The organism is Micromonospora jinlongensis, from assembly GCF_013410645.1.
GTDB lineage: Bacteria > Actinomycetota > Actinomycetes > Mycobacteriales > Micromonosporaceae > Micromonospora > Micromonospora zamorensis.
In genome coordinates this window covers 436,881-461,229 of sequence record NZ_JACCHK010000001.1, presented here as the reverse complement: position 1 = coordinate 461,229, position 24,349 = coordinate 436,881, and the positions used below count along the sequence as shown (strand labels likewise).

23 protein-coding genes are annotated in these 24,349 nt (G+C 70.9%); 16 read left to right on the top strand and 7 right to left on the bottom strand.

Going from position 1 to position 24,349, the window contains the following annotated elements; all coding sequences use genetic code 11:
• Positions 1–192: 192 nt before the first annotated feature.
• Positions 193–1,203, top strand: a complete 1,011-nt coding sequence (locus HNR22_RS31115) for an outer membrane protein assembly factor BamB family protein (protein ID WP_343059636.1) — start codon at positions 193–195, stop codon at positions 1,201–1,203.
• A gap of 127 nt (positions 1,204–1,330) precedes the next feature.
• On the opposite strand, the gene HNR22_RS01445 is transcribed toward HNR22_RS31115, so the two are convergent.
• A complete protein-coding gene (locus HNR22_RS01445; protein WP_179778653.1) occupies positions 1,331–1,735 on the bottom strand; it encodes a DUF3224 domain-containing protein in 405 nt (134 codons plus the stop codon).
• Positions 1,736–1,889: 154 nt separating this feature from the next.
• Here HNR22_RS01445 and HNR22_RS01440 point away from each other — a divergent pair, with 154 nt between their 5' ends.
• Positions 1,890–2,222: a putative quinol monooxygenase gene (locus tag HNR22_RS01440; protein WP_124853383.1), complete on the top strand. Its 333-nt coding sequence runs from the start codon at positions 1,890–1,892 to the stop codon at positions 2,220–2,222.
• A gap of 81 nt (positions 2,223–2,303) precedes the next feature.
• On the opposite strand, the gene pdxY is transcribed toward HNR22_RS01440, so the two are convergent.
• The 3 genes from pdxY to HNR22_RS01425 form a co-directional block, all read right to left on the bottom strand.
• On the bottom strand, positions 2,304–3,155 hold the full coding sequence (gene pdxY / locus HNR22_RS01435; RefSeq protein ID WP_179778652.1) for a pyridoxal kinase PdxY: 852 nt from the start codon (positions 3,153–3,155) through the stop codon (positions 2,304–2,306).
• 144 nt (positions 3,156–3,299) lie between these two features.
• On the bottom strand, positions 3,300–4,094 hold the full coding sequence (locus tag HNR22_RS01430) for a S1 family peptidase (RefSeq protein ID WP_179778651.1): 795 nt from the start codon (positions 4,092–4,094) through the stop codon (positions 3,300–3,302).
• Positions 4,095–4,242: 148 nt separating this feature from the next.
• Entirely contained in the window at positions 4,243–5,259 is a 1,017-nt protein-coding gene (locus tag HNR22_RS01425; RefSeq protein WP_179778650.1) for a LacI family DNA-binding transcriptional regulator, read from the bottom strand.
• Positions 5,260–5,512: 253 nt separating this feature from the next.
• Here HNR22_RS01425 and HNR22_RS01420 point away from each other — a divergent pair, with 253 nt between their 5' ends.
• The 11 genes from HNR22_RS01420 to HNR22_RS01370 all read left to right on the top strand — a co-directional run bounded on the left by HNR22_RS01420 (position 5,513) and on the right by HNR22_RS01370 (position 18,951).
• Positions 5,513–7,867, top strand: a complete 2,355-nt coding sequence (locus tag HNR22_RS01420) for an AbfB domain-containing protein (protein WP_179778649.1) — start codon at positions 5,513–5,515, stop codon at positions 7,865–7,867.
• Between the two features lie 496 nt (positions 7,868–8,363).
• On the top strand, positions 8,364–9,656 hold the full coding sequence (locus tag HNR22_RS01415) for a cytochrome P450 (RefSeq protein WP_179778648.1): 1,293 nt from the start codon (positions 8,364–8,366) through the stop codon (positions 9,654–9,656).
• Between the two features lie 249 nt (positions 9,657–9,905).
• Positions 9,906–10,379 (top strand): helix-turn-helix transcriptional regulator, encoded by a 474-nt coding sequence (locus tag HNR22_RS01410; RefSeq protein ID WP_179778647.1) that lies wholly within the window; start codon positions 9,906–9,908, stop codon positions 10,377–10,379.
• Positions 10,380–10,632: 253 nt separating this feature from the next.
• Positions 10,633–13,026, top strand: coding sequence for a sensor histidine kinase (locus HNR22_RS01405; RefSeq protein ID WP_179778646.1), 2,394 nt, complete (start codon positions 10,633–10,635; stop codon positions 13,024–13,026).
• A 16-nt stretch (positions 13,027–13,042) separates the two neighbouring features.
• On the top strand, positions 13,043–13,447 hold the full coding sequence (locus tag HNR22_RS01400; protein WP_030490280.1) for a roadblock/LC7 domain-containing protein: 405 nt from the start codon (positions 13,043–13,045) through the stop codon (positions 13,445–13,447).
• A gap of 53 nt (positions 13,448–13,500) precedes the next feature.
• A complete protein-coding gene (locus HNR22_RS01395) occupies positions 13,501–14,694 on the top strand; it encodes an ABC transporter substrate-binding protein (protein WP_179778645.1) in 1,194 nt (397 codons plus the stop codon).
• Positions 14,691–15,587 carry a branched-chain amino acid ABC transporter permease gene (locus tag HNR22_RS01390; RefSeq protein ID WP_179778644.1) on the top strand — a complete coding sequence of 299 codons (897 nt, stop codon included), beginning with the start codon at positions 14,691–14,693 and terminating at the stop codon, positions 15,585–15,587. The genes HNR22_RS01395 and HNR22_RS01390 overlap by 4 nt, the downstream gene beginning before the upstream one ends.
• Complete coding sequence (locus HNR22_RS01385; protein WP_179778643.1) at positions 15,584–16,603, top strand: branched-chain amino acid ABC transporter permease; 1,020 nt, start codon at positions 15,584–15,586, stop codon at positions 16,601–16,603. Before HNR22_RS01390 ends, HNR22_RS01385 begins: the two co-directional genes overlap by 4 nt.
• Complete coding sequence (locus HNR22_RS31110) at positions 16,600–17,343, top strand: ABC transporter ATP-binding protein (RefSeq protein WP_179778642.1); 744 nt, start codon at positions 16,600–16,602, stop codon at positions 17,341–17,343. The genes HNR22_RS01385 and HNR22_RS31110 overlap by 4 nt, the downstream gene beginning before the upstream one ends.
• Entirely contained in the window at positions 17,343–18,140 is a 798-nt protein-coding gene (locus tag HNR22_RS31105) for an ABC transporter ATP-binding protein (RefSeq protein WP_179778641.1), read from the top strand. Before HNR22_RS31110 ends, HNR22_RS31105 begins: the two co-directional genes overlap by 1 nt.
• Before the next feature lie 7 nt (positions 18,141–18,147).
• Complete coding sequence (locus tag HNR22_RS01370) at positions 18,148–18,951, top strand: class I SAM-dependent methyltransferase (protein ID WP_179778640.1); 804 nt, start codon at positions 18,148–18,150, stop codon at positions 18,949–18,951.
• A gap of 281 nt (positions 18,952–19,232) precedes the next feature.
• On the opposite strand, the gene HNR22_RS01365 is transcribed toward HNR22_RS01370, so the two are convergent.
• The 3 genes from HNR22_RS01365 to HNR22_RS01355 all read right to left on the bottom strand — a co-directional run bounded on the left by HNR22_RS01365 (position 19,233) and on the right by HNR22_RS01355 (position 21,695).
• Positions 19,233–20,174, bottom strand: coding sequence for a hypothetical protein (locus HNR22_RS01365; protein ID WP_179778639.1), 942 nt, complete (start codon positions 20,172–20,174; stop codon positions 19,233–19,235).
• A 257-nt stretch (positions 20,175–20,431) separates the two neighbouring features.
• Positions 20,432–21,043, bottom strand: a complete 612-nt coding sequence (locus HNR22_RS01360; RefSeq protein ID WP_179778638.1) for a dihydrofolate reductase family protein — start codon at positions 21,041–21,043, stop codon at positions 20,432–20,434.
• A gap of 88 nt (positions 21,044–21,131) precedes the next feature.
• Complete coding sequence (locus HNR22_RS01355) at positions 21,132–21,695, bottom strand: DinB family protein (RefSeq protein ID WP_179778637.1); 564 nt, start codon at positions 21,693–21,695, stop codon at positions 21,132–21,134.
• A 169-nt stretch (positions 21,696–21,864) separates the two neighbouring features.
• Here HNR22_RS01355 and HNR22_RS01350 point away from each other — a divergent pair, with 169 nt between their 5' ends.
• From HNR22_RS01350 to HNR22_RS01340, 3 genes are all read left to right on the top strand, one after another.
• Positions 21,865–22,332, top strand: a complete 468-nt coding sequence (locus tag HNR22_RS01350; protein WP_179778636.1) for a MarR family winged helix-turn-helix transcriptional regulator — start codon at positions 21,865–21,867, stop codon at positions 22,330–22,332.
• Between the two features lie 160 nt (positions 22,333–22,492).
• Positions 22,493–23,473 (top strand): ATP-binding cassette domain-containing protein, encoded by a 981-nt coding sequence (locus HNR22_RS01345; protein ID WP_179778635.1) that lies wholly within the window; start codon positions 22,493–22,495, stop codon positions 23,471–23,473.
• Positions 23,470–24,297 carry an ABC transporter permease gene (locus HNR22_RS01340; RefSeq protein WP_179778634.1) on the top strand — a complete coding sequence of 276 codons (828 nt, stop codon included), beginning with the start codon at positions 23,470–23,472 and terminating at the stop codon, positions 24,295–24,297. Before HNR22_RS01345 ends, HNR22_RS01340 begins: the two co-directional genes overlap by 4 nt.
• Positions 24,298–24,349: the final 52 nt, after the last annotated feature.

Sequence of the window (24,349 nt, the reverse complement as noted above, 5' to 3'; positions counted from 1 at the left end):
GGTTCCCGGCGTCCGACAGAAGCGCACCGTCTCCCGGCGGCAGATCGTCAGCACCCGCTCCACCGCCCACACCGCTCCGGTGCTCTGGCGCTACGACTCCGGCGCTCCCGCCTTCGGCATCTTCGTCGACGGGCAGCACTGCATGGTCGGCAACGAGCATGGTGTGATCACCACGCTCGACCACGACGCCCAGTGCGCAGCCAGGTCCGCCTCCCCGACGGGGTCAAGTGCATCGTCGCCGACGACGCCTGGATCTACGCCGGCTGCGATGACGGCAACGTCTACGACCTCTCCGGCAAGATGCCCCGGGTGGCGTACGCGATCGCTCCGGAGATCGACATCTACTGGCTGGACATCCACGACGGGGTGCTGGGCGTCTCGGATGCCGACGGCGGGATCACGGCGGTCGACCACGAGGACGAGTTCCTGTGGCGTCGGCCCGGGCGGGGGCGCTCGGCGTGGATGGTGCGGTGCGACAGCGACGCCATCTACCACGGCCATTCGCAGGGGGTGACCGGCTACGAGTGGCGGACCGGCGGCGAGCTGTGGCACACCAGGACCGGTTCGGTGCTCTTCGGCTGGCAGGAGCACGGCAGCGTGTTCGCCGGCACCGGCACCCGCGAGGTGGTGCGACTGTCCAAGGCAGGGCGGCTGGAACGCACCTACCGGTGCGACGCTCCGGTGTTCTCCTGCGCCACAGCGGAAGGCGGCCAGTACGTCTTCGCCGGTGACAGCCAGTCCTCGATCTACTGCTTCGACGCCGCCGGCACGCGGCTGTGGAAGCTCGGCACCGGCTGCGGCTCGGCATACTCCATGCAGTACCACGACGACCGGCTGTACGTCGTCACCACCGGCGGCCACCTGGCCTGCATCGACGCGAGCGAGCCGGCGATCCGCGCGGCGCAGGCCGGGGACGTGCCCGAGGTGCGCGACGTCAAGGCCCCCCGCCAGGCACCGCGGCCCGTGCAGCCGACGGTCGTCGAGGTGACCAGCGACGTCGACGGGGGCGTGGTGGTGCAGTGCCTGGACGATCGGGGGCGGTTGCGGGTCCAGGTGCTCTCCGACGGTTACCGGCGCGACTGGTCGGTGCAGTTTCCCAAGGGGATCCGCGAGCCGGGCGCCCGCTACCTGGTGACCGAGGTCCGCGAGTCCGGCAGGGGCGGGTTCTACCGGGCCTTCGGCGACATCCGCCGCCTGCGCTGAGCGGCGATGCACGGCAGCCGGGGGCAGGCGGCAGACGGCGCTGCTGCCGCGATGGGTGTGCCGGGGGTAACGGCTGCGGCGCTACCCCCGGTCACTGCCGATCCGTCGACCATCCGCAAGGCGGGCGTCAGGACAGGTCGTAGTCGAACCAGATGCTGTGAGTGCCATCTTCGTCGACTGTCAGGCCTCCCGTTCCACGGATGCCAGTCAGGCCGCCGGTGCCGCTCGTGGGGACGATCGTCAGGAACTCGGCCTGCCGGTCCTGACCGGTGGTGGTGGCGGAGTGCACGAAGTTGAAGGTGCCCGCGTGGCCGGCGACACTGCCCTCGAACGACTCCATGGCGACGTACGTGCCGGTGCCGGTCGCGGGATCGAAGGCGGCCGTGAAGAGTGTTTCGGATCGGCCGTCGACCTCTCCGGTGAACGTCTTGCGCATGGTGGCGAAGCCGACCGGCAGGCCAGTCTTGACCTCGGGGCTCGGCACGGGGACCGCGGTGAACTCATCCACGTCGAACGTTCCGATTGCTCGCATGTCCCGCACGGTAGTCCGCTCGGCTGACATTTCCGTCGGGATGGCGAGCGCTTCCAGGCTGACCATGACTGTGGCTCGGGCAGAGGTGCGCGGGTCCGGCCGGCTGTCCGGCTGACGTCGACGGGTGACCCGTCCGGCTGGGTAACCTGATGCCATGATCTTCATTACCGCCAAGTTCCGGGTCCTGGCCGAGCACGCCGACCGGTGGCCGCAGATCGCCGCCGAGTTCACCGAGGCGACGCGGGCCGAGCCGGGCTGCCTGTGGTTCGACTGGTCCCGCAGTGTGGACGACCCGACCGAGTACGTGCTGGTCGAGGCGTTCCGCGACGACCAGGCCGGTGCGGCCCACGTGCAGTCCGCCCACTTCCGCGCGGCGCAGGAGACACTGCCGCCGCACCTGGCCGAGACGCCGCGCATCGTGAACGCCACAGTGCCACAGGAGGACTGGTCGCTGCTCGGCGAGATGGCCGTCCCCGAGGGCCGCTGACCGCCGCGGGCACCCGGCAATGCCCGGGCCGACCGCGTCGAGGCGTTCCTCGACGCGTCGGCGGTCGGCGTCGACCTGTCGTCAGCGCAGGCGGCGGGCGGTGAACCGGGCCGGCGGGTCGGCGATCACGTCCTGCGCGGCGATCAGCTGGATCTCCCGGGTGCCGGCAGCGACTGTCGCTTCGAGCACGGCGTAGACGGAGGCGATGGTGCGTTCCAGCGCGATCGCGGGTGAGCGGGTGGTCCACAGGTGCGCGAGATACAGCGCCGCGGTGACGTCACCCCCGCCGTTCGGGTTGATCGGCAGCAGCGGCGTGGTCACCGCCCAGGCGCCCTCGTCCGAGACGGCCACCACCTCCAGCGAGTCCGGCGGCAGGTCGCCGTGGAGCACGCTGGTCACCAGGACGTGCCGCGGCCCGGTCGCGCGTACGACGTCGACCGCGTCGAGCACCTCCGCGAGCGAGTTCGTCGTGCGGCCGGCGAGGAAGTCGAGCTCGAAGTGGTTGGGCGTGATGATGTCCGCACGCGGCACGACGGTGTCCCGCAGGTACTCGGGAATGCCAGGGCGGACGAACATTCCGCGACCGGCGTCGCCCATCACCGGGTCGCAGCAGTACAACGCGGCCGGGTTGACCGCCTTGACCTTCGCCACCGCGTCCAGGATCACCGCGCCCATGGCCGGGTCGCCCTGGTAGCCGGACAGCACCGCGTCGGCGCCGCCGAGGGCTCCACGGTCCGCGATGCCCTCGATCACCTCGGCCACGTCGGCGGCCGCCAGCATCGGCCCCCGCCACGCGCCGTACCCGGTGTGGTTGGAGAAGTGCACCGTCAGGACCGGCCAGACCTCGTGGCCGAGCCGCTGCAGGGGAAACACCGCCGCCGAGTTGCCGACGTGACCGTAGGCGACCGACGACTGGATGGACAGGATCTTCACCGGCTCATCATGGCCGCTCGGGCGGGGGCCGCACGCGCGGCCCGCCGAATCTGTCGGGTGGCCCACTCGCCGCGTACCCCTCGGTGACGAGCACGAGCGGGCGGCCCGGACGTCGTCGTCCGGGCCGCCCGATGGTTCCTCCGGTCAGCCGCCGAGGCTCGCCGCGGCCGAGGCGATCGACGAGGCGAAGTAGCTCACCTGGGTGTAGACACCCGGGTAGTTGGGCCGGGCGCAGCCGTTGCCCCAGCTCACGATGCCGACCTGGATCCAGGCGTTCGAGGCGTCGCGGCGGAACATCGGGCCACCCGAGTCACCCTGGCAGGTGTCCGTGCCGCCGCTGGCGTAGCCGGCGCAGATCTCCTGGGCGGGGATGAGGTCGCCACCGTAGTTGGCATTGCAGGTGGAGTCGCTCACGAACGGCACGGTCGCCTTGAGCAGGTACCGCTGCTGGCCGCCGCCCTCGCGCGCGGCGCCCCAGCCGGCCACGGTGAAGGTGCCGCTGTCGTAGGCGGTCGTGGTGGCGATCGGGAGCGTGCTCAGCCCGGTGACGGGGCTGGCCAACCGGATCAGTGCCCAGTCCCGGCCGGAGCCGTTGTAGCCGGGAGCCCGGTAGACGTAGTTCGACCGGACGGTGATGCGGCTGGACGACTGGAGGTCGACTGTCCCGAGCGTCGCGGTGATGCTGGTGTTGGTGCCGGTCGAGCCCACGCAGTGCGCGGCGGTGAGCACCAGCCGGGGGCTGTACAACGCCCCGCCGCACCCCATCGAGAGTCGCACCATGAACGGGAACTCGCCCTGCGCGGCGCGGGTGCCGCCGACGACGTTCGGCGTCACGGGGTTGTCGGCCGCGGCGGCCGGCGCGGTGAGAGTGAGGCTGGCCGCGGTCACCGCGGCCAACGCGGTGGCCAGCAGGCCAGTGAGGGTACGCCAGCGAACCATGCATTCCTCCGCATCAGGATGGCACGCCTCGTGAGCGCACCCCGTTCGAGATAGCGGTCATCATATTGAGGTCCATGGATCTAGCGGGTCATCCTCTCTGGGTCGTACCACCGGGGCTATGGATCTCGCCCGGTGTGCGCACCGGTCGTCAGCCGCCGGGCGTACCCGTGCTCTCCCGGCGGATGAGCCGAAACGGCGTCTGCACGGTCAGCGGTGCCGCGACCTGCGCCCCCTCGATCCGGGCGACGAGGCGGCGCACCGCGAGACGGCCGATCTCCCGCTTGTCCGGGGCGATCGTGGTGAGGGTCGGGGTGCTGAACCGACCCTCCTCAATGTCGTCGATCCCGATCACCGCGACGTCCTCCGGCACCCGCAGACCGGCCTCGGCCAGCGCCCGCAGCGCACCGACGGCGACCAGGTCGTTGTAGCCGAACACCGCGTCCGGTGGGTGACCGAGCGCGAGCAGGTCACGCATCGCCCGCTTGCCGTCGAGCCGGCCGAACGCGTCGGTGCGGGCGACCAGCCGCGAGCGGTACGGCAGGCCGGCGGCGGCCAGGGCCTCCCGGTAGCCGCGTACCCGCAGGTGGGCGGACTGCCGGTCGCCACCCTGCGTGGCGCCGATGAACGCTATCCGACGGCGGCCGATCGCCACGAGGTGCTGGATCGCGGCGTGGCTGGCGGCGACGTTGTCGATGGCGATGTGATCGTGCGGCACGTCGTAGACGCCCTCACCGATCAGCACGAGCGGGGTGCCCGCGGTCCGGGCCAGCACCTCCTCCCGGCCGATCCGCACCGGACTGAGGATCAGGCCGTCGATGATGTGCCGCCGGGACCCGTCGAGGAGCGCCAGTTCCGCTCCCCGGTCCGCGGCGGTGTTCTCCATGACCAGGGTGTAGCCGAGCCCGGCGGCCTCGCCGATGGCGATCTCGGCGAGCTCGGCGAAGTAGGGATTGTTCAGTTCCGGGATGGCCAGGGCGATCAGCCCGGTACGCCCCCGACGCAGATGTCGGGCACCCAGGTTGGGGCTGTAGCCGAGTTCGTCGATCGCCTGCTGCACACGCAGCCGGGTCCGCTCCCCCACCGGCCGGTATCCGTTTACCACGTTCGAGACCGTGGCCAGCGACACGCCCGCGCGCTGGGCGATGTCCTTGAGGTTGACGCCCATCCACCAACCCTTCGCCAAGGGGACCGCCGAGCCGGGCACGCATCGACGGACAAGGATTGACGGGAGGCCGGTGCGGCTCTATAACGTTATACAGGCGATGATGGATGTCAATATGCCAGTCCCGCCGACGCGTGGAGATCCCACCGGCATCCGTCGATGACGCCCGTCCCCGTCAGTGACCACCCGATGCCCACCACCCACGCGCTTCGGGCCTGGCTGCACCGCCCGCGGCGCCTCGCCCCTCGGAGACGGCATGACACGTCAGGTCCCCATCCGCCCCGCCCTGCCGCTGCTGCTCATCCTCGCCCTGGTCGCCGGCGTTCTCGCCGCGCCGACCCCACCGGCGTACGCCGCACCGGCCAAGACGCCGCCACTGACCACCCCCTGGACCGGCCAGGCCCTGGCCGGCACACCCCTGCCCGAGTACCCGCGCCCCCAGATGACGCGACCGGACTGGCTCAACCTCAACGGCGAGTGGCAGCTACGCCAGTCGGCCACCGACGACGCCCCGCAGTTCGGCGTCAACCTGCCCGAGCGGGTCAACGTGCCGTTCCCGGTGGAAAGTGCGCTCTCCGGCATCCAACGGGCCGCGAACGACAACCGCAACTACCTGTTCTACCGGCGCACCGTCACCGTCCCGGCCAACTGGTCGGGTCGGCGGACCCTGCTGCACTTCGGCGCCGTCGACTGGCAGAGCACCGTCTGGGTCAACGGCGTGCGGATCGGCGCGCACACCGGCGGCTACGACGCCTTCACCTTCGACGTGACCCCCCAGCTCACCACCGGGGCGAACGAGATCGTCGTCAAGGTCTGGGACCCCACCGACACCCGGCAGAACGGCAGCCTGCCCGCCATCGGCAAGCAGACCAAGACACCTGGCGGGATCTTCTACACCCCCAGCTCGGGCATCTGGCAGACGGTGTGGATGGAGCCGGTGCCCACAGCCTCCATCAGCAGCGTGGACGTCTACCCGAACCTGAGCACCAACACGTTGCGGGTGCGGGTCTTCACCCGGGGCGACGTGAGCGGTCACAGCGTGCTCGCCGAGGCGCTGAACGGGAGCACCGTGGTTGGTTCGGCCACCGGCGGCTTCACCGAGTTCAGCGTGCCGGTGCCGAACGCGCGCCGGTGGTCGCCCGACGACCCGTTCCTCTACAACCTCCGCGTCACCCTCCGCAACGGCTCATCGGCCACCGTGGACCGGACGGCGCACTACTTCGGCATGCGGGAGATCACCACGGGTGTGGTGAACGGGGTTCTGCGCCCCAAGCTCAACGGCCAGTTCGTGTTCCAGGTCGGCACCCTCGACCAGGGCTTCTGGCCGGACGGCCTCTACACCGCGCCGACCGACGCCGCTCTCGCCTTCGACCTGCAGAAGCACAAGGACCTGGGCTTCAACATGGTGCGCAAGCACATCAAGGTCGAACCGCAGCGCTGGTTCTACCACGCGGACCGGCTCGGCCTGCTGGTCTGGCAGGACATCCCGTCGCTGACCGCGCAGGACGTCAACCCCACCGACGCCCAGCAGGCGCAGTTCGAGGCCGAGGCACGCGAGATCGTCGACGAGCACCGCAGCTCGCCGGCAGTGGTCGCGTACACGCCCTACAACGAGGGGTGGGGTGAGCGATCCCTCGCCGACACCCGGCGGGTCGCGCAGAACATCAAGAACCAGGACCCGACACGTCTGGTCAACCCGCACAGCGGCCACAACTGCTGCCAGTCCCTCGGCAACCCCGGCAACGGCGACATCGACGACTGGCACGTCTACCTCGGGCCCGACTCGCCCGCACCGTCGAGCAGCCGGATCGCCGTCCTCGGTGAGTTCGGTGGGCTGGGCCTGCACACGCCGGGCCATGAGTACAGCCCGAGCGGCGGCTTCTTCGCCTACGAGTGGCAGACCAGTTCGAGCGCCCTCACCGATCGGTACGTGGGTCTGGTGCAGGGCAGCCAGAACCTGATGGTCGGCAAGGGGCTCAGCGCCTCGGTCTACACCGAGATCACCGATCTGGAGGGCGAGCTGAACGGCTTCCTGACCTATGACCGGCAGGTGATCAAGATGGATCAGGCGCGCGTCCGCGCCGCCAACACCGCCCTGATCAACGCCTCGAAGACCATCGGCAGCTCGGCGCCGGTGGCCCTGCCGGTCAACACCCGGCGGTCGTTGCAGGTGACGACGCCCGGCTTCACCAACCGCTACCTGCGCCACCAGGACAGCCTGGCCTACACCGAGGTGGTCGCCGCCACGAGCCCCAGCCTGCTCAAGGCCGACGCCACGTACACCATCCGGACCGGCCTGGCCGATGCCGGCTGCTACTCGTTCGAGTCGGTCAACTTTCCCGGGCAGTACCTACGCCACCAGAACTCCCGGGTCCGCAACTCGCCGGACGACGGCTCGGCGCTCCTGCGTGCCGACGCCACCTGGTGCGCACGGGTCGGGCTGACCGGCTCGGGCGTGTCGCTGGAGTCGTACAACTTCCGGGGCAGGTACCTGCGGCACTACAACTCGGAGGTCTGGCTCAGCAACGGCACCGGCGGCGACGCGTACAACACGCCGGCGTTGTGGACCGCCGACAGCACCTGGAACATCGCCAGCCCCTGGGCGCCCTGACCGCTGACCCCGGAGGGTCGTCACGCCAGAGCATCGCGGGGGTTCCGGCCTGGGCCGGGGCCCCCGCGACGCGCGCGGGCTCCGCTCCCACCGGCGAGCCGGTGGCCCGAGCCCGGCGTCACCTGCCGGTCCGGAGATCGTTTTTCCGGTCATGAGGGAGACCGGCACCGTGATTCCACCGTCCATCATGGGCGGTCCTTCGCCTCATCCCTTCCTGATCGTCTCGCTGTCGCTCGCAACGGGCATCTCGTCGTGAAATGGGGCTGACCGACGGCAAGGACCTAGGCGCAAGTTGCATCCAGCCGGATTCAGCCGTCCGTTGCAGCACGCATTATGTGACGCACTAAATAGACGGTCACCAATCTTGACTTGTGCGGCTACTCAGCGCACCGTAAAGAGCCAGAGGCAGATGCGCGCCATTATCGACCCGAACTGACTGGATCCAAAAAAATGGAGGCGCTGCCGGTTTCGCGCCGCGTGCATCAGGAGGGTTTCCATGCGGTTGAATCCGTTCGCCGGGGTCTATCTCACCGACCCGGCAAGCATGTGGCGGCGCATTCTCGACGATCCCGACGGTGTGCACTACGCCGAGGATCTGGGGTTGTGGTTGATCAGCAGGCACGCGGACGTCCGGCGTGCACTCGCCGACGCCGCCACGTTCGGCAACGCCCTCACCCTCGCCCCGGTCTACGAGGTGTGCCCGGAGGCGATGAGCGTGATCATGCAGATCGACGCGCCCCCCACGACGGCCGCCGCCGACCCTCCGGTGCATCCCCGCACCCGTCGGGCCCTACGGGCGACCTTCGCCAACACCCCCGACCGGGTCGAGGCCGAGTATGGCCCGATCGTCCGGCGCCGGGTCGACCAGCTGGTGTCCCGGCTCACCGCCCGCCAGGGCGATCAGGTCGACCTGATCCCGGAATTCGCCACCGAACTCCCCCTCCTGGTCGTCCTGGACATCCTCGGGGTGCCCGACGCCGACATCGGGCGGATCCGGAGTTGGGCGGACGGCCAGATCGCGCTCATCTGGGGGCAACCGGAACCGGCCGAGCAGGTACGCCTGGCGCAGGATCTGCTGGAGTTCTGGCACTACTGCGAGGAGCTCGTCCGTCGACGGGTGGACAGTGGACACCAGGGCGACGACTTCATCAGCCGCGCCCTGGCGTACCGGGACGACGACGACGCGGTGCTGACCGTGCCCGAGGTGGCGAGCCTGGCCTTCAACCTCCTCGTCGCCGGCCACGAGACCACCGCCGGGTTGCTCGCCCACGCCCTCGACCAGGCGCTGTCCAGTCCGCGGCACTGGTCGGAGCTCACCGCCGACCCGGGGGCCGTCTCCGCGTTCGTGGGCGAGACCCTGCGCTTCGCGCCCGCCATCGACGGCTGGCTGCGGGTGACCAACCGGGACGTCACAGTGGGAACGGTGACCATCCCCGCCGGGGCGCGCTGCCTGCTGCTGATCGGGGCGGCGAACCGCGACCCCGCGGTCTTCGCCCACCCGGACCAGTTCCATCCACATCGGGCGGACGGGGGCAGTCACCTGTCGTTCGGCCACGGTCCGCATTTCTGCATAGGCGCGGGATTGGCGCGGCTGGAGGCCGAAATCGCCATCACCCGACTCACCGATGCCATTCCCGGTCTCCGCCTGGCGACTGGGCAACAGCGCTCGTACAAGGCCAATGTCGCGTTTCGCGCCCACCACACGCTGCTCGCGGTAATCGATATCACGACACCGGCCGACGTTCCGGCGGCGAGAGGTGAGGCGGCCGCCGAAGCGCACGCCGCCTGACAGTGCGGAGCGCCAACGGGCCTGCCGGCGCCCGGACGAGTGCGGGAAGGGTGGCTTGCCCACCCCTGCCCGGCACCGGCAAGGGGCCCGGCACGCACCCTTTTCCGCTTTGCCCGACAATCCAGGTCGGTGAACGTCTTCACACCCATCGCATCCTGGGTTAAGAATTGTCCCCTATGAATGTTCAGCTAATCAGCCAATCTCGATCTGGCTTCCGCCGCTGACCCCCGAAGCCACGAAGGTGAGCGCATGGAGCACACGTCCCCGTCGAGTCCCGCTCCCTCTGCGGCCAGCGAACGGTTCCGATGGGAACTGCGCAACTGCCGCGTCCGACGGGGCCTGACCCAGCGGGCGCTGGCGGATCTGGTGCGGTTCAGCCGGGAGACGGTCGCGGCGGTCGAGTCCGGTCGCCGGTTCGGCAGTCACGAGTTCGCGCTGCGCTGCGACGACGTGCTCGGCACCGACGGCCGACTCGCGGCGCTGTGGCCGCAGGTGGCGGCCGAACAGGTGGCGGCCGACGGCCGCCGGGGCCCCCGCGCCTCCCCACCGGGCCGGCCGGTGCCACGTCAGCGTGATCGACGCGACGCGCGCGACCCCGGCGCCGTGGTGGACGCGATCGACGAGCTGCGTGAGCTGATCGGGCAGGTGCTCAACGGCCCGTCCGATCCGGACGGCGCACAGCGGCAGCAGCCGCCGGTCGGCCCCCGCGACGACCAGCGCTGACCCCACGATTCCGGCTCGGTCTCACGGCGTCACCGGCCGCTGACGTTGGGTACAGATGCTGGTACGGCCAGTTTGTACCACGGTCAGGTCTGGCCTACGAGCGCGACTTCCGGCCGAATGGGACTTGCATTCGGCAACGTGCGGATAGACCGTCATCGACGAGTCGTGGGAGTAAATTTTGGCGTCGAGCACCCGGTCCCACGCGGCCAGACCCTACCCGACCCGGCGACGCGGTTGGAAGATTGCCGGCCGGATGCGCCTCATCGTCGCGGCGCCGCTCGTCGCCGTGATCGGCTTCGCCGGTCTCGCGCTGACAGAGAGCGCACGCCAGACAACCCGGGCCAGCGACCTGCGGGTCCTGGCCCAGGTCGGCGCCGAGGCCGGTGACCTCGCCTACCGCCTGCAACGCGAACGCATCGCCGCGGCCGACCTGCTCACCTACGGCGGGCCGGAGCAGCAGGACGCCTTCGGTGCGGAGATGGCCGCCACCGACGACGCTGTCACGCGCTACCGGGGGCAGCGAGATCGGCTGTCCGCCGACGCCGAGGCCAACCGGGCTCTCCTGCGCCGCATCGACGCGGCCCTGGGCAGCCTCCCCCCGCTGCGCACCCAGGTACGCACGGCGACGCACGCCTCGGTGTCGGCGATGACCTTCAGCTACCGCATCGCCATCGCCGACCTGATCAACTTCCGGGAGACCGTCTCGCACGGCGTGGTGGACGCCCGGCTCGCCGACGGAATCCGGGCCTCGGCGGCACTGTCGAAGACGGCCGAGGCGATCGGTCAGCAGCAGGTCGCCGTGCTGCGGGCGGTCGCGGGCGGCGAGCTGACCCCGGCCATGCAGCAGGACATCACCGCCGCCCGCACCAGCTACACCGAGTCGAGCCTGTCGTTCCTGGCCCTGGCTCCGGCCGAGTGGAGCCTCTGGTGGGAGCAGGCCGGCACCGGCAAGGAAGCGCTCGCCCTGCAACGGATGCAGGACGAGGTGGCCCGGGCCCAGCCGGGGTCGCGGTTGCAACTGGAGACCGGCGGCTGGGTGTCCACCACCCAGACGCGTGCCGCCCGTCTGGCCGAGCTGCGGGGGCGGGTCGACGCCGCGGTCCGCGACGACGTCCGATCCGCGCACGCCGACCAGCGCCGCCGGGCCGTCGCCGAGGCGGTCGGCGTCCTCCTGGCACTCGTCCTCACCGCGCTGGTGACCTGGGCCGTCGCCCGGCAGATCACCCGGCGGCTGCGTCGCCTGCGGGACGCCGCGAACGCGGTGGCGTTCGAACAGCTCCCCGCCGTGGTGGCCCAGCTCCAGAAGCCGGGTAGCGCCACCGTCGACCCGGACAAACTGGCCCGCCAGCAGTCCAGCGCCGCCCTCGAACCCTCCACCGACGACGAGATCGGCGAGGTGGGCCAGGCGTTCAGCGCCGTCCACCAGGCCGCCGTGCGGACCGCCGCCGAGCAGGCCGTCATGCGCGCCAACACCGCCGACATCTTCATCCACCTGAGCCGCCGCGAACAGCGACTCGTCGATGCCGTCCTGGCCCAGGTCGACCTCGTCGAACGGGACGAGACCGACCCCGACCGGCTCCACCAGCTGTACACGCTGGACAACCTGGCGACCCGGATGGGCCGCATCAACGCCAGCCTGCTGGTGCTCGGCGGCGTCGGCGTCGGTCGCGTACGACAACGCGACGTCCCCCTGCAACAGGTGCTCCAGGCGGCGCTTTCCCAGATCGAGCACTACGCGCGGATCCGGCTCGGCATGATCGACGGGGACGTCGCGGTGGCGGCCAAGACCGTCGACGAGGTCGTGCACCTGATCGCCGAACTCATGGACAACGCGACGACGTACTCGCCGCCGGCCAGCGAGACCTGGGTGAGCGGCCGGAGCCTCGGTGACCGCGTCATCATCCAGATCAGTGACGAGGGCGTGGGGTTGTCCCCGCAACGGATGCAGCAGCTCAACGAGCTGTTGGCCCGCCCACCGGCGATCGACGTGGCCGCCGTACGGGCGATGGGGTTGGTCGTCGTGGGTCAGCTCGCGGCCCGGCTGGGCGCCACCGTCCAGCTGCGACGCGGCCCCCGACGCGGCATCCTCGCCGAGGCGACGCTGCCCGCGACGATCATCCGGTCTCTGCCACCGGAGGAATACCTCCTCGCACCCGGACGGCTCTCGCGGAGGGCGGCGCGCACGGCCAACCCCCCGCCGCCGCCCTACCAGCCGCGGCCCGAGCCCACCGCCGGGCGACCCCCGGCCGAGCGGACCCTCCCGGCCGCGCCGGTGTTCCGACCGGCTCCCCCACCCCCGGACCGGGGTGACGCGCCCACCGAGGAGCTCCTCATCTTCGAACAGGTCAACCACTGGTTCCAGAGCGACGTCACCGAGGGTCACGACGGCCAGGAATGGTCCAGCCCCGCCGACGACGCCTGGCGCACGGCCGCCCAGGCGCACACCCCCGAGGTCGCCACCACCACCAACTCCGGCCTACCCAAACGGCAACCGCAACGGCAACTCGTCCCCGGCGGCGTGACCGTCCCCCAGCAGCAGCAACGGTCCGAGTACCGCGATCCGGCCCAGGTGGCGACGGCGATGGCCGCGTACGCCCGGGGTGTGGCGAACCGCCGGCGCACCCCGATCAACCTCGGCAACAAATGACGCGACAGGAGAGCACGTGACCGACCAACAGGATCTCGGCTGGCTGCTGGACAATTTCGCCGCGCGGGCGACCGAGGTCAGCCACGCGATCGCCATCTCCAGCGACGGTCTGATGGTGGCCGCCACCCGCGACCTGCCGCCGGACCGGGCCGACCAGTTGGCCGCGACGGGTAGCGGGCTTGTCAGCCTGCTGCGGGGCGCGGCGGCCTTCTTCGACGCCGGCGCGGTGATCTCCAACGTCACGCAGCTCGAGGGCGGCTTCATGTTCTCGATGGCCTTCAACGACGGTGCCTCGCTGCTGGTGTTGGCCGCACCCGAGTGCGACGTGGGCAAGGTCTCCTACGAGATGACCGAGCTGGCCAACCGCATCGGGGACGCCCTGACCCCCGCGGCCCGAGCGGCACTCGCCCGCAGCCGCTGACCACCCCGGCGCCCCCACGCCGGAGACCCCTTCCCCTTCCTCTGGAGTCAGACATGCCTCTCACCACGCCTTGGCGCAGCCGTGCCCTCACCGCCGCGCTGCTCGCGGCCGTGCTGACCACCAGCACGGCCTGCGGCGACGACGCGCCGGGCACCAGCGCCAGCGGCTCGATAAAGATCGGCCTGCTCGCCTCGTTGTCCGGGACGTACCAGGCGGTCGGCACGGAGATCCGCGACGGCTTCCAGCTCTACCTGGACACCCACGACGGCAAACTCGGCGGTCGACAGGTCGACCTCGTCGTCGCCGACGAGGGCAACGGCGCCCAGACCGCGGTCCCGGCGGCGACCAAACTGCTCAAGCAGGACCGGGTGTCCGCGCTCACCGGCATCGTCGGTGGAGGCTCCGTCGCCGGGGTCACCCCCCTGCTCGACGAGACAAAGGTGCCGCTCGTCGGTTCCAACGGGCGACCGGAACTCAAGGACGTCTCCCGGGTCTGGCACACCTCCTACCTCTCCGACGAGCCCGGGGCCGCGATCGCCCAACACGTGCGCGACAACGTGAAGGGCTCCGTGTACGCGATCGGCCCGGACTACCAGGGCGGCTGGGACGAGCTGCGGGGGTTCACCGACGCGTTTGGGAAGATCGGTGGGAAGCTCGCGAACTCCGACGGCAAGACGACCTTCACCCCGTTCCCGGCCACCACCAACTTCACCCCGTACTTCGCCCGGATCAAGGCCTCCGGCGCGGCGGCCGTCTACACGTTCTACGCCGGCAGCGCCGCTGTCGACTTCGTCAAGCAGTACGCGCAGTCCGAGATCAAGGACGTCCCGCTGTACGCGGCCGGGTTCCTCACCGAGGGCGGCGTGCTCAACGCGCAGGGCGAGGCAGCCCGGGACATCTTCTCGGTGCTCAACTACTCGCCGGACCTCGACAACGCGGAGAACCGCGCCTTCGTGGCGGCGTGGAAGGCCAAGCACGACGGTTCACCGACGACCTACGCGCTCGCCTCGTACGACGCGGCGGCGGTGCTGGACCGGGCGATCGGCGCCGCCGGAAGCGACCCGACTCCGGAGGCCATCAACACGGCCATCGGTCAGCTCGGCCAGATCGCCAGCCCGCGCGGCACCTGGCAGTTCTCCACCACCACGCACTCCCCCGTGCAGAAGTGGTACCTGCGGCAGGTCCGCCAGGACGGGCGGGCTCTGTCCAACACCGTCGTGGGTGACCTCGCGACCGTCGGCCGATGATGGTGGTGGCGGCCGGCACGATCCGGATCGACCCGTACCTGATACCGGCGCTGGACGGGGTCGCCTACGGGCTGCTCGTGTTCGTCGCCGCGTCGGGCCTGGTCTTCTGTTTCGGCGTCGCCAACATCCTCAACCTGGCACACGGCATGCTCTACGCGATCGGCGGCTACACCGCCGCGGCGCTGCTCGACGGCGGCTGGGCGAGTCTGGCGTTGGCGCTGACGGTCGGTGTGCTGGCCGCCGCCGCGGCGGGTGTGCTCCTGGCCGGCCTGCTCGCACCGGTCGCCGCCGGTAACCACCTGAGCCAGGCGCTGCTGACGTTCGGTGTGGCGCTGGCCGGCGGCAGCCTGCTCGTGGCCGGCTTCGGTCCCGACGATCCGCAGGTCCTGGTGCCCGCCGCCCTGGAGGGGTCGGTGGTGGTCGCCGGTCACCGCTATGCGGCGTACCGGTTGGTCTTCATCGTCGTCGCCGCAGTGATCGCCGCCGCGCTCTACCTCGTCATGCGACGGACCAGGGCCGGCATGCTGGTCCGGGCGGCCGTCGACGACCCCGAGATGGTCGCCTGTCTGGGCGTGAGTCCCGCGCGCATCCGCGCCGGCGTGCTCGCCGCCGCCGGCGCGCTGGCCGGTGCGGCCGGCGTCCTGGGCGCGCCCATCATCGGCCCCGGCACGGACACCGCCGACACAGTGCTGCTGCTGTCCCTGGTGGTCGTCGTTCTCGGCGGGCTCGGGTCGATGGGCGGCACTCTGCTGGCCGCTCTCGCGATCGGCGAGATCCAGACGCTGGGAGTGGCGCTGCTGCCGTCCGCCGCACCGTTCCTGCTGTTCGCCGCCATGGCGGCGGTGCTGGCCGTGCGGGCGCGTGGCCTGGCCAGCAGGTGGAGGGCGGCATGAGGGACGAGGTGATCCGGCGCGCGCGGGGCGCTGTGGCGGCCCTCGCCCTGGCCGGCCTGGTGGTGGCGCCCTGGGTGGTCGACGACTACACCACGGCGATCCTCGCCCGGACGCTGGCGCTGGCCCTGGTCGGGGTGAGCGTGGCCCTGCTCACCGGCGTCGCCGGCATGCCCACCCTCGGCCAGACCGCACCGTACGCGGCCGGCGCCTACGCCTGCGCGGTGGTCGGCAGCCGGATCTCCGATGTCGGCGTCGTGCAGCTCGCCGTCGCGGCGGCCGCCGGGGCGGTGCTGGCCGCGCTCACCGTGCCGCTCGTCGTCCACGCCCGAGGGGTGATCGTCCTGATGATCACGCTGGCGATCGGTGAACTCGCCGTCACCGTCCTCGGCCGGTGGCGGTCGGTGACCGGCGGCACGGACGGGTTGGCCGGCATCGCCGCGGTCCGCCCGTTCTGGGGGCTCCCGGTCCTGGCCAACGACCAGGCCCGTTACCTGTACGCCCTGGTTGTCGTGACCGTGCTGGTCGGCGCGGTGCTGTTGCTGCTGCGTACCCGGGCGGGGCTGCTGCTGCGGGCCGGCCGGGACGACGAGACGCGGCTGCGGGCCAGCGGGCACCGGGTGCCGCTGTACCTGTCCGGCGCGCACATGGCCGCCGGGGCGATAGCCGGTGCGGCCGGTTCGCTCCTGGTCGTCGCCCAGCAGTACATCTCCCCCGCCGATTTCGGCTTCGACACCTCCGCGCTGCTGCTGCTCGGTGTCGTCATCGGTGGCACCGCCTCGGTCGGCGGCGCCCTGGTGGGCGCGGCGCTGGTCATCGCCGTACGGGACTGGTTGTTCGGGGTGCTGCCCGGCCACGCGCCGCTGGTGCTGGGCGCGCTGTTCGTGGCGACGGTCTACCTGCTGCCCACCGGCGCGCACCGGGCACGGGGCCGGTGGCGTCTGCCGAGCGCGCCGGCGACTCAGCCGGACGCGCCACCCGCCCGTGAACAGGCCACAGTCCCGGAGCTGCACCGATGACCGGTCTGCTGAACGTCGAGGATGTCAGCGTGCGGTACGGCTCGCTCGCCGCGCTGGCAGGCGTGGACCTGTGCATCCACGACGGTCAGCGGCACGCGCTGATCGGCCCCAACGGAGCCGGCAAGACGACACTGCTCAACGTGATCGGCGGGTCCACGAAACCCCAGCGCGGCAGGGTGATCTTCAATGGACGCGACCTCGGTCGGCTCGGCCCGGCGGCCCGGGCCCGACGAGGTATCAACCGCATCCATCAGCGGCCCGCGGTCTTTACGACACTCACCGCGATGGAGAACGTGGTGGTCGCCGCGCTGCCCCGGCTCACACCCCACCGCAGGTGGTGGCCGGGCGGACGCCGGCGCATCGCGCAACACCGAGCGGGCCCGCTGCTGGATCAGATGGGCCTCGCCGACGTCGCGACGGTGCCGGCCGGGCACCTCGCACACGGCCAACGACGCCAGTTGGAGATCGCCATGGCCCTTGCCGGTCGCCCCCGCCTGCTGCTCCTCGACGAACCGGCTGCCGGACTGTCCGCCGTCGAGGTCGGCCGGCTCGTCGAGTTGCTCCAGGCGCTGCCCAGGGCGGTCGCCGTGTTGCTGGTCGAACACCGACTGGACCTGGTGTACGCCCTATCCGACACCGTCACCGTCCTGCGCGACGGTCAGACGTTGGCCGCCGGCACGCCGGACGAGATCCGCACCTCGCCGCTGGTGCGGCAGGCCTACGCCGACGGGGTGGCGTGATGCTGTCGGTGGATCGCCTGTGCGCCGGCTATGCCGGAGGGATCGTGCTGCACGAGGTCAGCCTGCGGGTCCGCCCGGGCAGCATCCAGGCCGTGGTGGGTCGCAACGGCGCGGGCAAGAGCACGCTCGTGCACACGATCGCCGGGCTGGTGCGTGCCTCCAGTGGGCGCATCGAGATCGGCGGCGTGCACGTGGCCGGTCGGCAACCGCATCGCATCGCCCAGTCCGGCGTCGGTCTCGTCCCGCAGGGCCGGCGGGTCTTCTCCCGGTTGACCGTGGCCGAGCACCTGCACCTGGCGGCCGCGCCGTGGCGGGCGCCCGTCTCCGGTGGCGAGGGCTGGACGGTGGCCCGGACCCTCGAACTGCTGCCGAGGTTGGCGGCGCGGCTGCGACACCGCGGCTGCGAACTCTCCGGCGGCGAGCAGCAGATGCTGGCGATAGCGCGGGCGCTCCTCGGCCAACCACGGGTGCTGCTGCTCGACGAACCGTGTGAGGGCCTCTCACCTGATCTGGCGGCGCGGGTCCGTGAGCTGGTCAACGGCCTCGCCGCCGACGGCCTGACCGTGCTGCTCGTGGAACAACAGCTCCAGCACGCGATCGACGTCGCGGACCGGGTGGCGGTGCTGGAGTACGGCCGGGTGGTCTACGACCGTCCGACGGCCGAGGCGCGCGTCGATCCGGCCCCGCTGGCGGCGATGTTGAGCGTCGCTGCCGCCGCCCCGCCGCCACCACCTGACCGACCGGCCCCTCGGCTCTGGGCCGACACCCCCACGTCACCCGACCCCTCGGAGAGGTAGACACCCGATGGCAACCGCTACCAGCGATGGCACGTACACGTTCGACAACGGCCAACCGGACGCCGTTCCCCAGATGCAGGCGCTGGAGTCCTTCCTGGACCCGATCACGACGCGCCGACTGGCCCAACCGGTGCTGCGACCGGGAGCGACCTGCTGGGAGGTCGGTGCGGGCGGCGGCTCGATGGCCCGGCGGATCGCCCGCGCGGTCGGCGACGACGGCCACGTGCTGGCCACCGACATCGACCCCACGCACCTCGCGGCGGACGGCAACCTGCACGTACGCCGACACGACGTGCGCACCGAACCGCCACCCGGGGACGCGTTCGACCTGATCCACGCCCGGCTGGTGCTGCTGCACCTCCCCGACCGACGGCGGGTCCTCCGTACGCTCACCGGCGCGCTGGCTCCCGGCGGGTGGCTGGTGGTCGAGGAGTTCGACTGCACCGCGCCGCTGCGGGTCCTGACCGCGCCGACCGACGACGCGGCGAAGCTCTTCGCGCAGGTGATGGACGCCATGATGGGTGTCCTGGAGAACCACGGCGCCGACCTGGGGTGGGCGCAGGATGTGCACACCGAGATGGCCCTCGCCGGTCTGACCGACCTGGACACCATCACCCACTCGCAGAGCTGGGCCGGCGGCTCGACCGGAACGTCGCTGTACGAGACGAACTCCCGCCAGTTGGAGCCGGACCTGCTCGCCGCGGGGCTGTCGCCCAGCCAACTGAACGCCTTCCGGCGGCTGGTCCGCGATCCCGGCTTCGCCGTCATGTCGTACCACTTCGTCTCCACGCGGGGTCGCCTGCCGAACTGAGCAGGCGGACCACCGCGCGGAGGGCGGTCGCGCCGTGCGTGACTCTCCCGCCGCAGCACCCCCCGGCTGAGCCGGACAGCTCCACGGCGGCGTTTGACCGCACCGGCCGGGCTCCCCGCGAGGGAGCCCGGCCGGCCCGCGCCGGGACCGCATCGCAGAAGGGAGCAGCGGGCCACCTCCTGGGCCGGCGGTGTGCTTGATCGACTCGGTTTCCCCTGATGTCGGGGTCTCGCGGGCATCTGGATACCGCGTGTTTCGCGGAGGTCGAGTCGATCACCAGCTCACCGAGGAAGCGACTCCTGGTCGGCCAGGACAATCAGGTCGTCGGCGCGGGCCGACTGCGGCGCCGTCGCCGCGTCGGGCCACACGAGATAGCCCACCGGTGGACCCGACGACCCCCACGTGGCCCCGATGATCGTGGCCAACCCCACGTCGTCCGGATGCCTGCGCAGGCGTACCCGGGTGCCCGGCGCGTGTCCGTCGTCGGCGACGATGAGCAGGGCGTCGAGGATCTGCCGGACACCGGCGACGGGCAGCCCCGGCACGTACGGCTCGCCCGCGTACCCGATCCGCGGCGTCATCATCGTGTGGAAGAGCGCGGCCTGCCTTATCGCTTCCTGGCGGATCTGCCAGTCCGCGCTGTGCTCGGCGACGGCCAGCGCCGCCTCGATGACCGACCAGAGCGCCAGGGGCTCCCGATCGAGCACCCGGCGGGCCTCGCGGTCGACCTCGGCGCAGGCCGTGTCGAGCGCGGTGTCCTCGCCCAGCTCCGCGATCCAGGCGAGATCCCCCACCTCGGGCAGCAGCCCCGGGGACTCGGCCGCGATCACCACGTACACCATCGCGAGCAGTTCCACCCGGCCCTCGCCGTGGTAGAGCGCGCCCACTCCGCTGCCCGTACGCCCACGGCTGGGCGGGAACCGCTCGACGAGGTGCTGCGCGCGGCCATGAGGCAGGACCGCGGCCCGCCTGGTGTCCGCCACCCGATCCTCGAACGACCGCCGCTCACGGCGTTCGACGAGCAGTTGGCGATGCGGGTCGAACCCGATCGGATAGATCGTCCGCCCGTACGTGGCGAGGGTTTCGCCGGGTCGCAGACCCACCGACTCGAGGTGGCGGGCAGCCACCGAGTAGGCGACACCGGCCTGGGCAGCGTGCTCCCGGATGGCGCGCTTGCGGGCACGTCCCGGGGTGGGGGTCCGTCGCGGGTGGTGATCAGACATGACGCCTCCGGTGCAGCCCCACGCGCTCCACCGAACAGGCGGCGTGACCGGCACACCGTGAGTCGACATATCGGCGCGGAGTCGGAGACTCTTGGCCCCGGGATGCGGTCAGGCGTGGGCCACCACATCGGGCGCTGGCAGGCGCTCTGCCGCCCACAGCATATCGCGACTTCGACCACTGCTGCGGCCGCGCAAGCGCTGGCCGGCCTGTACGGCGGAAGTCGAGTCCGCATCGCGGGCCGGCCGACGCCAAGCGGTCACTTCGGGACGTGGAAGCGCAGGTGCGTGACGTGTGGTGACTCGATCACCGCGGTGCGTTCGAGCTCGATGTGGTCGGTGCCGAGGTCATCGAACAGGCGCGTGCCGGTGCCGAGGAACACCGGTACGAGTTGGACGTGGATCTCGTCCACCAGCCCGGCCCTGACGAACTGTCGTCCTGTGGTGGGCCCGCCCATGATGAGGACGTTCCGGTCGCCTGCTGCTTGTCGAGCCTGGCGCAGCGTGCTGTGGAGCCCGTCGTTGACGAACGTGAACGCGTCGCTCTCCATCCGCAACGGGTCGCGTGACTCGTGAGTGACCACGAAGCACGGCACCGGAAACGGAGTGTCCTGCCACAGGTCCACGCCGACATCGAACGTCCGTTTGCCGATCACCACGGCGCCGGTCGTGGCATGACGCTCTCGTACCTGCGCGGCGTCGACCCCGACCGGGGTGACGCCGTCAGCCGCCACGGCGCGATCCCCGTCATCCTGGAACAGCCACTCGTGCAGCCGCTCGCCACCCCTGCCCATCGGCTGTCCGGCGGTGACGTCGGGACCGGCGGCGAAACCGTCCAACGACACGCTCATGCTCAACACCGTGCGGCCCATCGGGCCCTCCTCACCATTGAAGCTGCGGTCGCGCGGGCGGGATCGGTCCAAGATGGCCGGCTGCGCTCGATCGCCGGTTGCCGGAAACTCATGTTCGGCGCGGTACAGCTTTGTCCTGCCAGCGGTAGAGGTCGCGCAGCAGGGAAATCTCGGCGCCGTGATGGATCAGCTCCCTGTTGACGTGCAGGACGATGCCCTCCATGGGAAACCACTCGGGACCAACCGTGGGCGGATTCTCCAGGTCAATGTCCGAGAGCTCGCGGACCCCCGCGTTCCATCTCCCGTACATCTCATCGAGCTGTCTCAGTGCCTCGTCAGCGGTCCCCGCGTAGGCGAACGTCTGGGAGTCGACCTCCTGGCCGCCGAAGTGCCAACCGACCCGATAACCCAGGCAGGAGACGATGATGTGTGCCAGCCGCCAGGCAATCGTGGTCACCGGCGCCGGCACCGGGTCGGGGGACGCGGAGTCCATCGTCCATTCCACCGAACCTGCCGACATCGGTGCGGCCGACGTGCCACGTGGACGGATGCTCCAGCAGCCACGCACCGGCTCCCAGAAGTACTCCTCATCGACAAGACCGTGCAGCCGCGGCCGCAGGTTCTTCTGCCAGTGCCGGTCCAGCTGGTCCGCGATTCGCTCGCTTCTTGTCACTTCCGCAACCTACACACAACGGAAACCTGACTACACCCCTGCGAACGGCGTCGCCGGTCGGTCTCGGCCGTAGCGGCTCGTGCACGGGGACAGCCCGGTCGCCTCATTGACCTCAACACGACTTGAGGTCCTAGGGTCGCGCTCAGTCGAACACCCCCAGGAGGCACCCGTGGCAACCCCGCACCTGTCCGACGCCGAACTCGCGACCCAGCCCGCCGCGTACTGGACCGGCGTGGCCTACGAGGCCCTCATCGCCTTCACGCGGGCCCGCCACGCCGAGTTCGGCTTCACCCAGCCCCAGTTCTGGTTGCTCCGCAATCTGTCGGGCAACGACATCTCACCCGACGGTCACGGCATGACCATCGCCGAGCTTGAACTGGCGATGAGCACCTACCTGAGGTCCGAGGACGATCTGGAGGCCGAGGCCGGCGTTCTGCTGGATCGGGGTTGGCTCACCCGGGACGACCGGGAGCGACTGTGGATCACCGAGGCGGGCGAGGCGGCTCGCCTCACCATCAAGCAGCACGCTCCGGCGATCCGCGCTCGCATTCACCACGGGATCGACGACGCCGACTACGTGACGACCCTGAAGGTGCTCCGGCAGATGATCCGGAACACGGACGGTTCGGCGGCCTGACCCTGGTCCGTGTCGCGCTGTCGCGGGCGGGTGGACAGCGCGTCCTTCGCGAAGTCGAGTCGATCACCGAGCCGCGGCCGGCACCGCCCTGGCCGTCGGGTGTCAGCCGGTGTCGGTGGCTTGTCAGGGCGGTGTCAGCCGACCCGCGCAGGCTGCACGCATGACAACTGACCTGGTGATCGAGGCCGAGGGCCTCGTGAAGAACTTCGGGAAGACGAGGGCGCTGCAGGGCGTGGACCTCGCCGTTCCCCGCGGGACGGTGCTCGGGGTGCTCGGCCCCAACGGCGCCGGCAAGACCACCGCCGTGCGCATCCTCTCCACCCTGCTGACCCCGGACGGCGGAACCGCCCGAATCGGCGGTTTCGACGTGGTACGGGACGCCGAGCGCGTCCGGCAGAGCATCGGCCTCACCGGCCAGTACGCCTCGGTCGACGAGGACCTGACCGGACGGCAGAACCTGGAACTGTTCGGCACCCTGCTGGAGCTGGGGCGCACCGGCGCCCGGCGGCGGGCCGCCGAACTGCTCGACTGGTTCGACCTGACCGACGCCGCGAACCGGCAGGCCAAGACCTACTCCGGTGGCATGCGGCGGCGGCTGGACCTGGCCGCCAGCCTGGTCGGCTCTCCCGACGTGATCTTCCTGGACGAGCCGACGACCGGGCTCGACCCGGCCAAGCGCGAGGACATGTGGGACGTGGTCCGCTCACTGGTCGGCAACGGCTCGACGGTCCTGCTCACCACCCAGTACCTGGAGGAGGCCGACGCGCTCGCCGACGCGATCACGGTGATCGACCACGGCCGGGTCATCGCGCACGACACCCCCGAAGGGCTCAAGCGGGTGGTCGGCGGGCAGACCCTTGAGGTCCGGCCGTCCGATCCGGCGCAACTGGCCCGCACCGCGGCGATCCTGACCCAGGTCGGCTCCGGCGGGCAGGCCGACGAGATCCGCAAGGGCGTGCTCGCGGTGCCGGTCACCGACGACACGGCCCTGACCGAGAGCGTCGCGCGCTTCGCCGCCGCCGGCATCGCGGTCACCGAACTCTCCCTGCACCTGCCGAGCCTCGACGAGGTGTTCTTCACCCTCACCGGGCGTACGGCATCCGACGATGACACCACCCGCCTCACGGAGGTCGCGGCATGAGCACTCTGATCGACGCGGCGCCCACGAGAAGCCGCGCACTCTCGACAACGACCCCGAACCCGCGACCGTTCCGGCTGGTCCGGCACTCGTTGGCGCTGGCCAAGCGCAGCCTCATCAAGACCTGGCGTACGCCCGAGGCGCTCATCGACGTCACGCTGCAACCGGTGCTGTTCCTCATCATCTTCGTGTACATCTTCGGCGGCGCGGTCGCCGGATCGACCCACGACTACCTCCAGTTCCTGCTGCCCGGCATCCTGGCGCAGACCATTGCCACCGGCGCCATCGCGATCGGCGTCAACCTCAACACCGACATCGCCAAGGGCATCTTCGACCGGTTCCGGTCGCTGCCGATCCCCCGCTCCGCACCGCTTGTCGGCGCGGTCCTCGGCGACGTCGTCCGGTACGTCATCGTCACCGTGTCGACCCTCGCGATCGGCTACGTGATGGGCTTCCGGATCGAGACCGACCCGTTCCGGGCGATCGCCGGGTGTCTGCTCGCGGTACTGTTCGCACTCTGCCTGAGCTGGTTGCCGGTGCTGGTGTCGATGAAGGTGCGCACCCCGGGTGCCGTCCAGGGTCTGATGTTCGCGCTGATCATGCCGCTGAGCTTCGCGTCGAACGTGTTCGTCGGCGCCGACACCCTGCCGGGCTGGATGCAGGCGTTCGTGGACGTCAACCCGATGACCCACCTGGTGGCGTCGGTACGCGGACTGTTCCTCGGCACGCCGGTCGGCAACCACGTGTGGTGGACGCTCGCCTGGTGCGCCGGCTTCGTCGCGCTGTTCATGCCGCTGGCGCTGCGCGCGTACCGCAAGAAGATCTGACCTGGTCACGGCGTCGGCACCTCGACCTGCCGACGCCGTGCCCGAATGCTGG

What these genes read in the sequence shown, in the direction of transcription:
- HNR22_RS31110 (WP_179778642.1), top strand. Translation starts at nt 16,600, where the DNA reads ATGACCGGTCTGCTGAACGTCGAGGATGTCAGCGTGCGGTACGGCTCG.
- HNR22_RS01385 (WP_179778643.1), top strand. Translation starts at nt 15,584, where the DNA reads ATGAGGGACGAGGTGATCCGGCGCGCGCGGGGCGCTGTGGCGGCCCTC.
- HNR22_RS01395 (WP_179778645.1), top strand. Translation starts at nt 13,501, where the DNA reads ATGCCTCTCACCACGCCTTGGCGCAGCCGTGCCCTCACCGCCGCGCTG.
- HNR22_RS01440 (WP_124853383.1), top strand. Translation starts at nt 1,890, where the DNA reads ATGATCTTCATTACCGCCAAGTTCCGGGTCCTGGCCGAGCACGCCGAC.
- HNR22_RS01425 (WP_179778650.1), bottom strand. Translation starts at nt 5,259, where the DNA reads ATGGGCGTCAACCTCAAGGACATCGCCCAGCGCGCGGGCGTGTCGCTG.
- HNR22_RS01410 (WP_179778647.1), top strand. Translation starts at nt 9,906, where the DNA reads ATGGAGCACACGTCCCCGTCGAGTCCCGCTCCCTCTGCGGCCAGCGAA.
- HNR22_RS01360 (WP_179778638.1), bottom strand. Translation starts at nt 21,043, where the DNA reads ATGGGCCGCACGGTGTTGAGCATGAGCGTGTCGTTGGACGGTTTCGCC.
- HNR22_RS01420 (WP_179778649.1), top strand. Translation starts at nt 5,513, where the DNA reads ATGACACGTCAGGTCCCCATCCGCCCCGCCCTGCCGCTGCTGCTCATC.
- HNR22_RS01390 (WP_179778644.1), top strand. Translation starts at nt 14,691, where the DNA reads ATGATGGTGGTGGCGGCCGGCACGATCCGGATCGACCCGTACCTGATA.
- HNR22_RS01345 (WP_179778635.1), top strand. Translation starts at nt 22,493, where the DNA reads ATGACAACTGACCTGGTGATCGAGGCCGAGGGCCTCGTGAAGAACTTC.
- HNR22_RS01370 (WP_179778640.1), top strand. Translation starts at nt 18,148, where the DNA reads ATGGCAACCGCTACCAGCGATGGCACGTACACGTTCGACAACGGCCAA.
- HNR22_RS01365 (WP_179778639.1), bottom strand. Translation starts at nt 20,174, where the DNA reads ATGTCTGATCACCACCCGCGACGGACCCCCACCCCGGGACGTGCCCGC.
- HNR22_RS01415 (WP_179778648.1), top strand. Translation starts at nt 8,364, where the DNA reads ATGCGGTTGAATCCGTTCGCCGGGGTCTATCTCACCGACCCGGCAAGC.
- HNR22_RS01405 (WP_179778646.1), top strand. Translation starts at nt 10,633, where the DNA reads ATGCGCCTCATCGTCGCGGCGCCGCTCGTCGCCGTGATCGGCTTCGCC.
- HNR22_RS31105 (WP_179778641.1), top strand. Translation starts at nt 17,343, where the DNA reads ATGCTGTCGGTGGATCGCCTGTGCGCCGGCTATGCCGGAGGGATCGTG.
- HNR22_RS01445 (WP_179778653.1), bottom strand. Translation starts at nt 1,735, where the DNA reads ATGCGAGCAATCGGAACGTTCGACGTGGATGAGTTCACCGCGGTCCCC.
- HNR22_RS01340 (WP_179778634.1), top strand. Translation starts at nt 23,470, where the DNA reads ATGAGCACTCTGATCGACGCGGCGCCCACGAGAAGCCGCGCACTCTCG.
- HNR22_RS01430 (WP_179778651.1), bottom strand. Translation starts at nt 4,094, where the DNA reads ATGGTTCGCTGGCGTACCCTCACTGGCCTGCTGGCCACCGCGTTGGCC.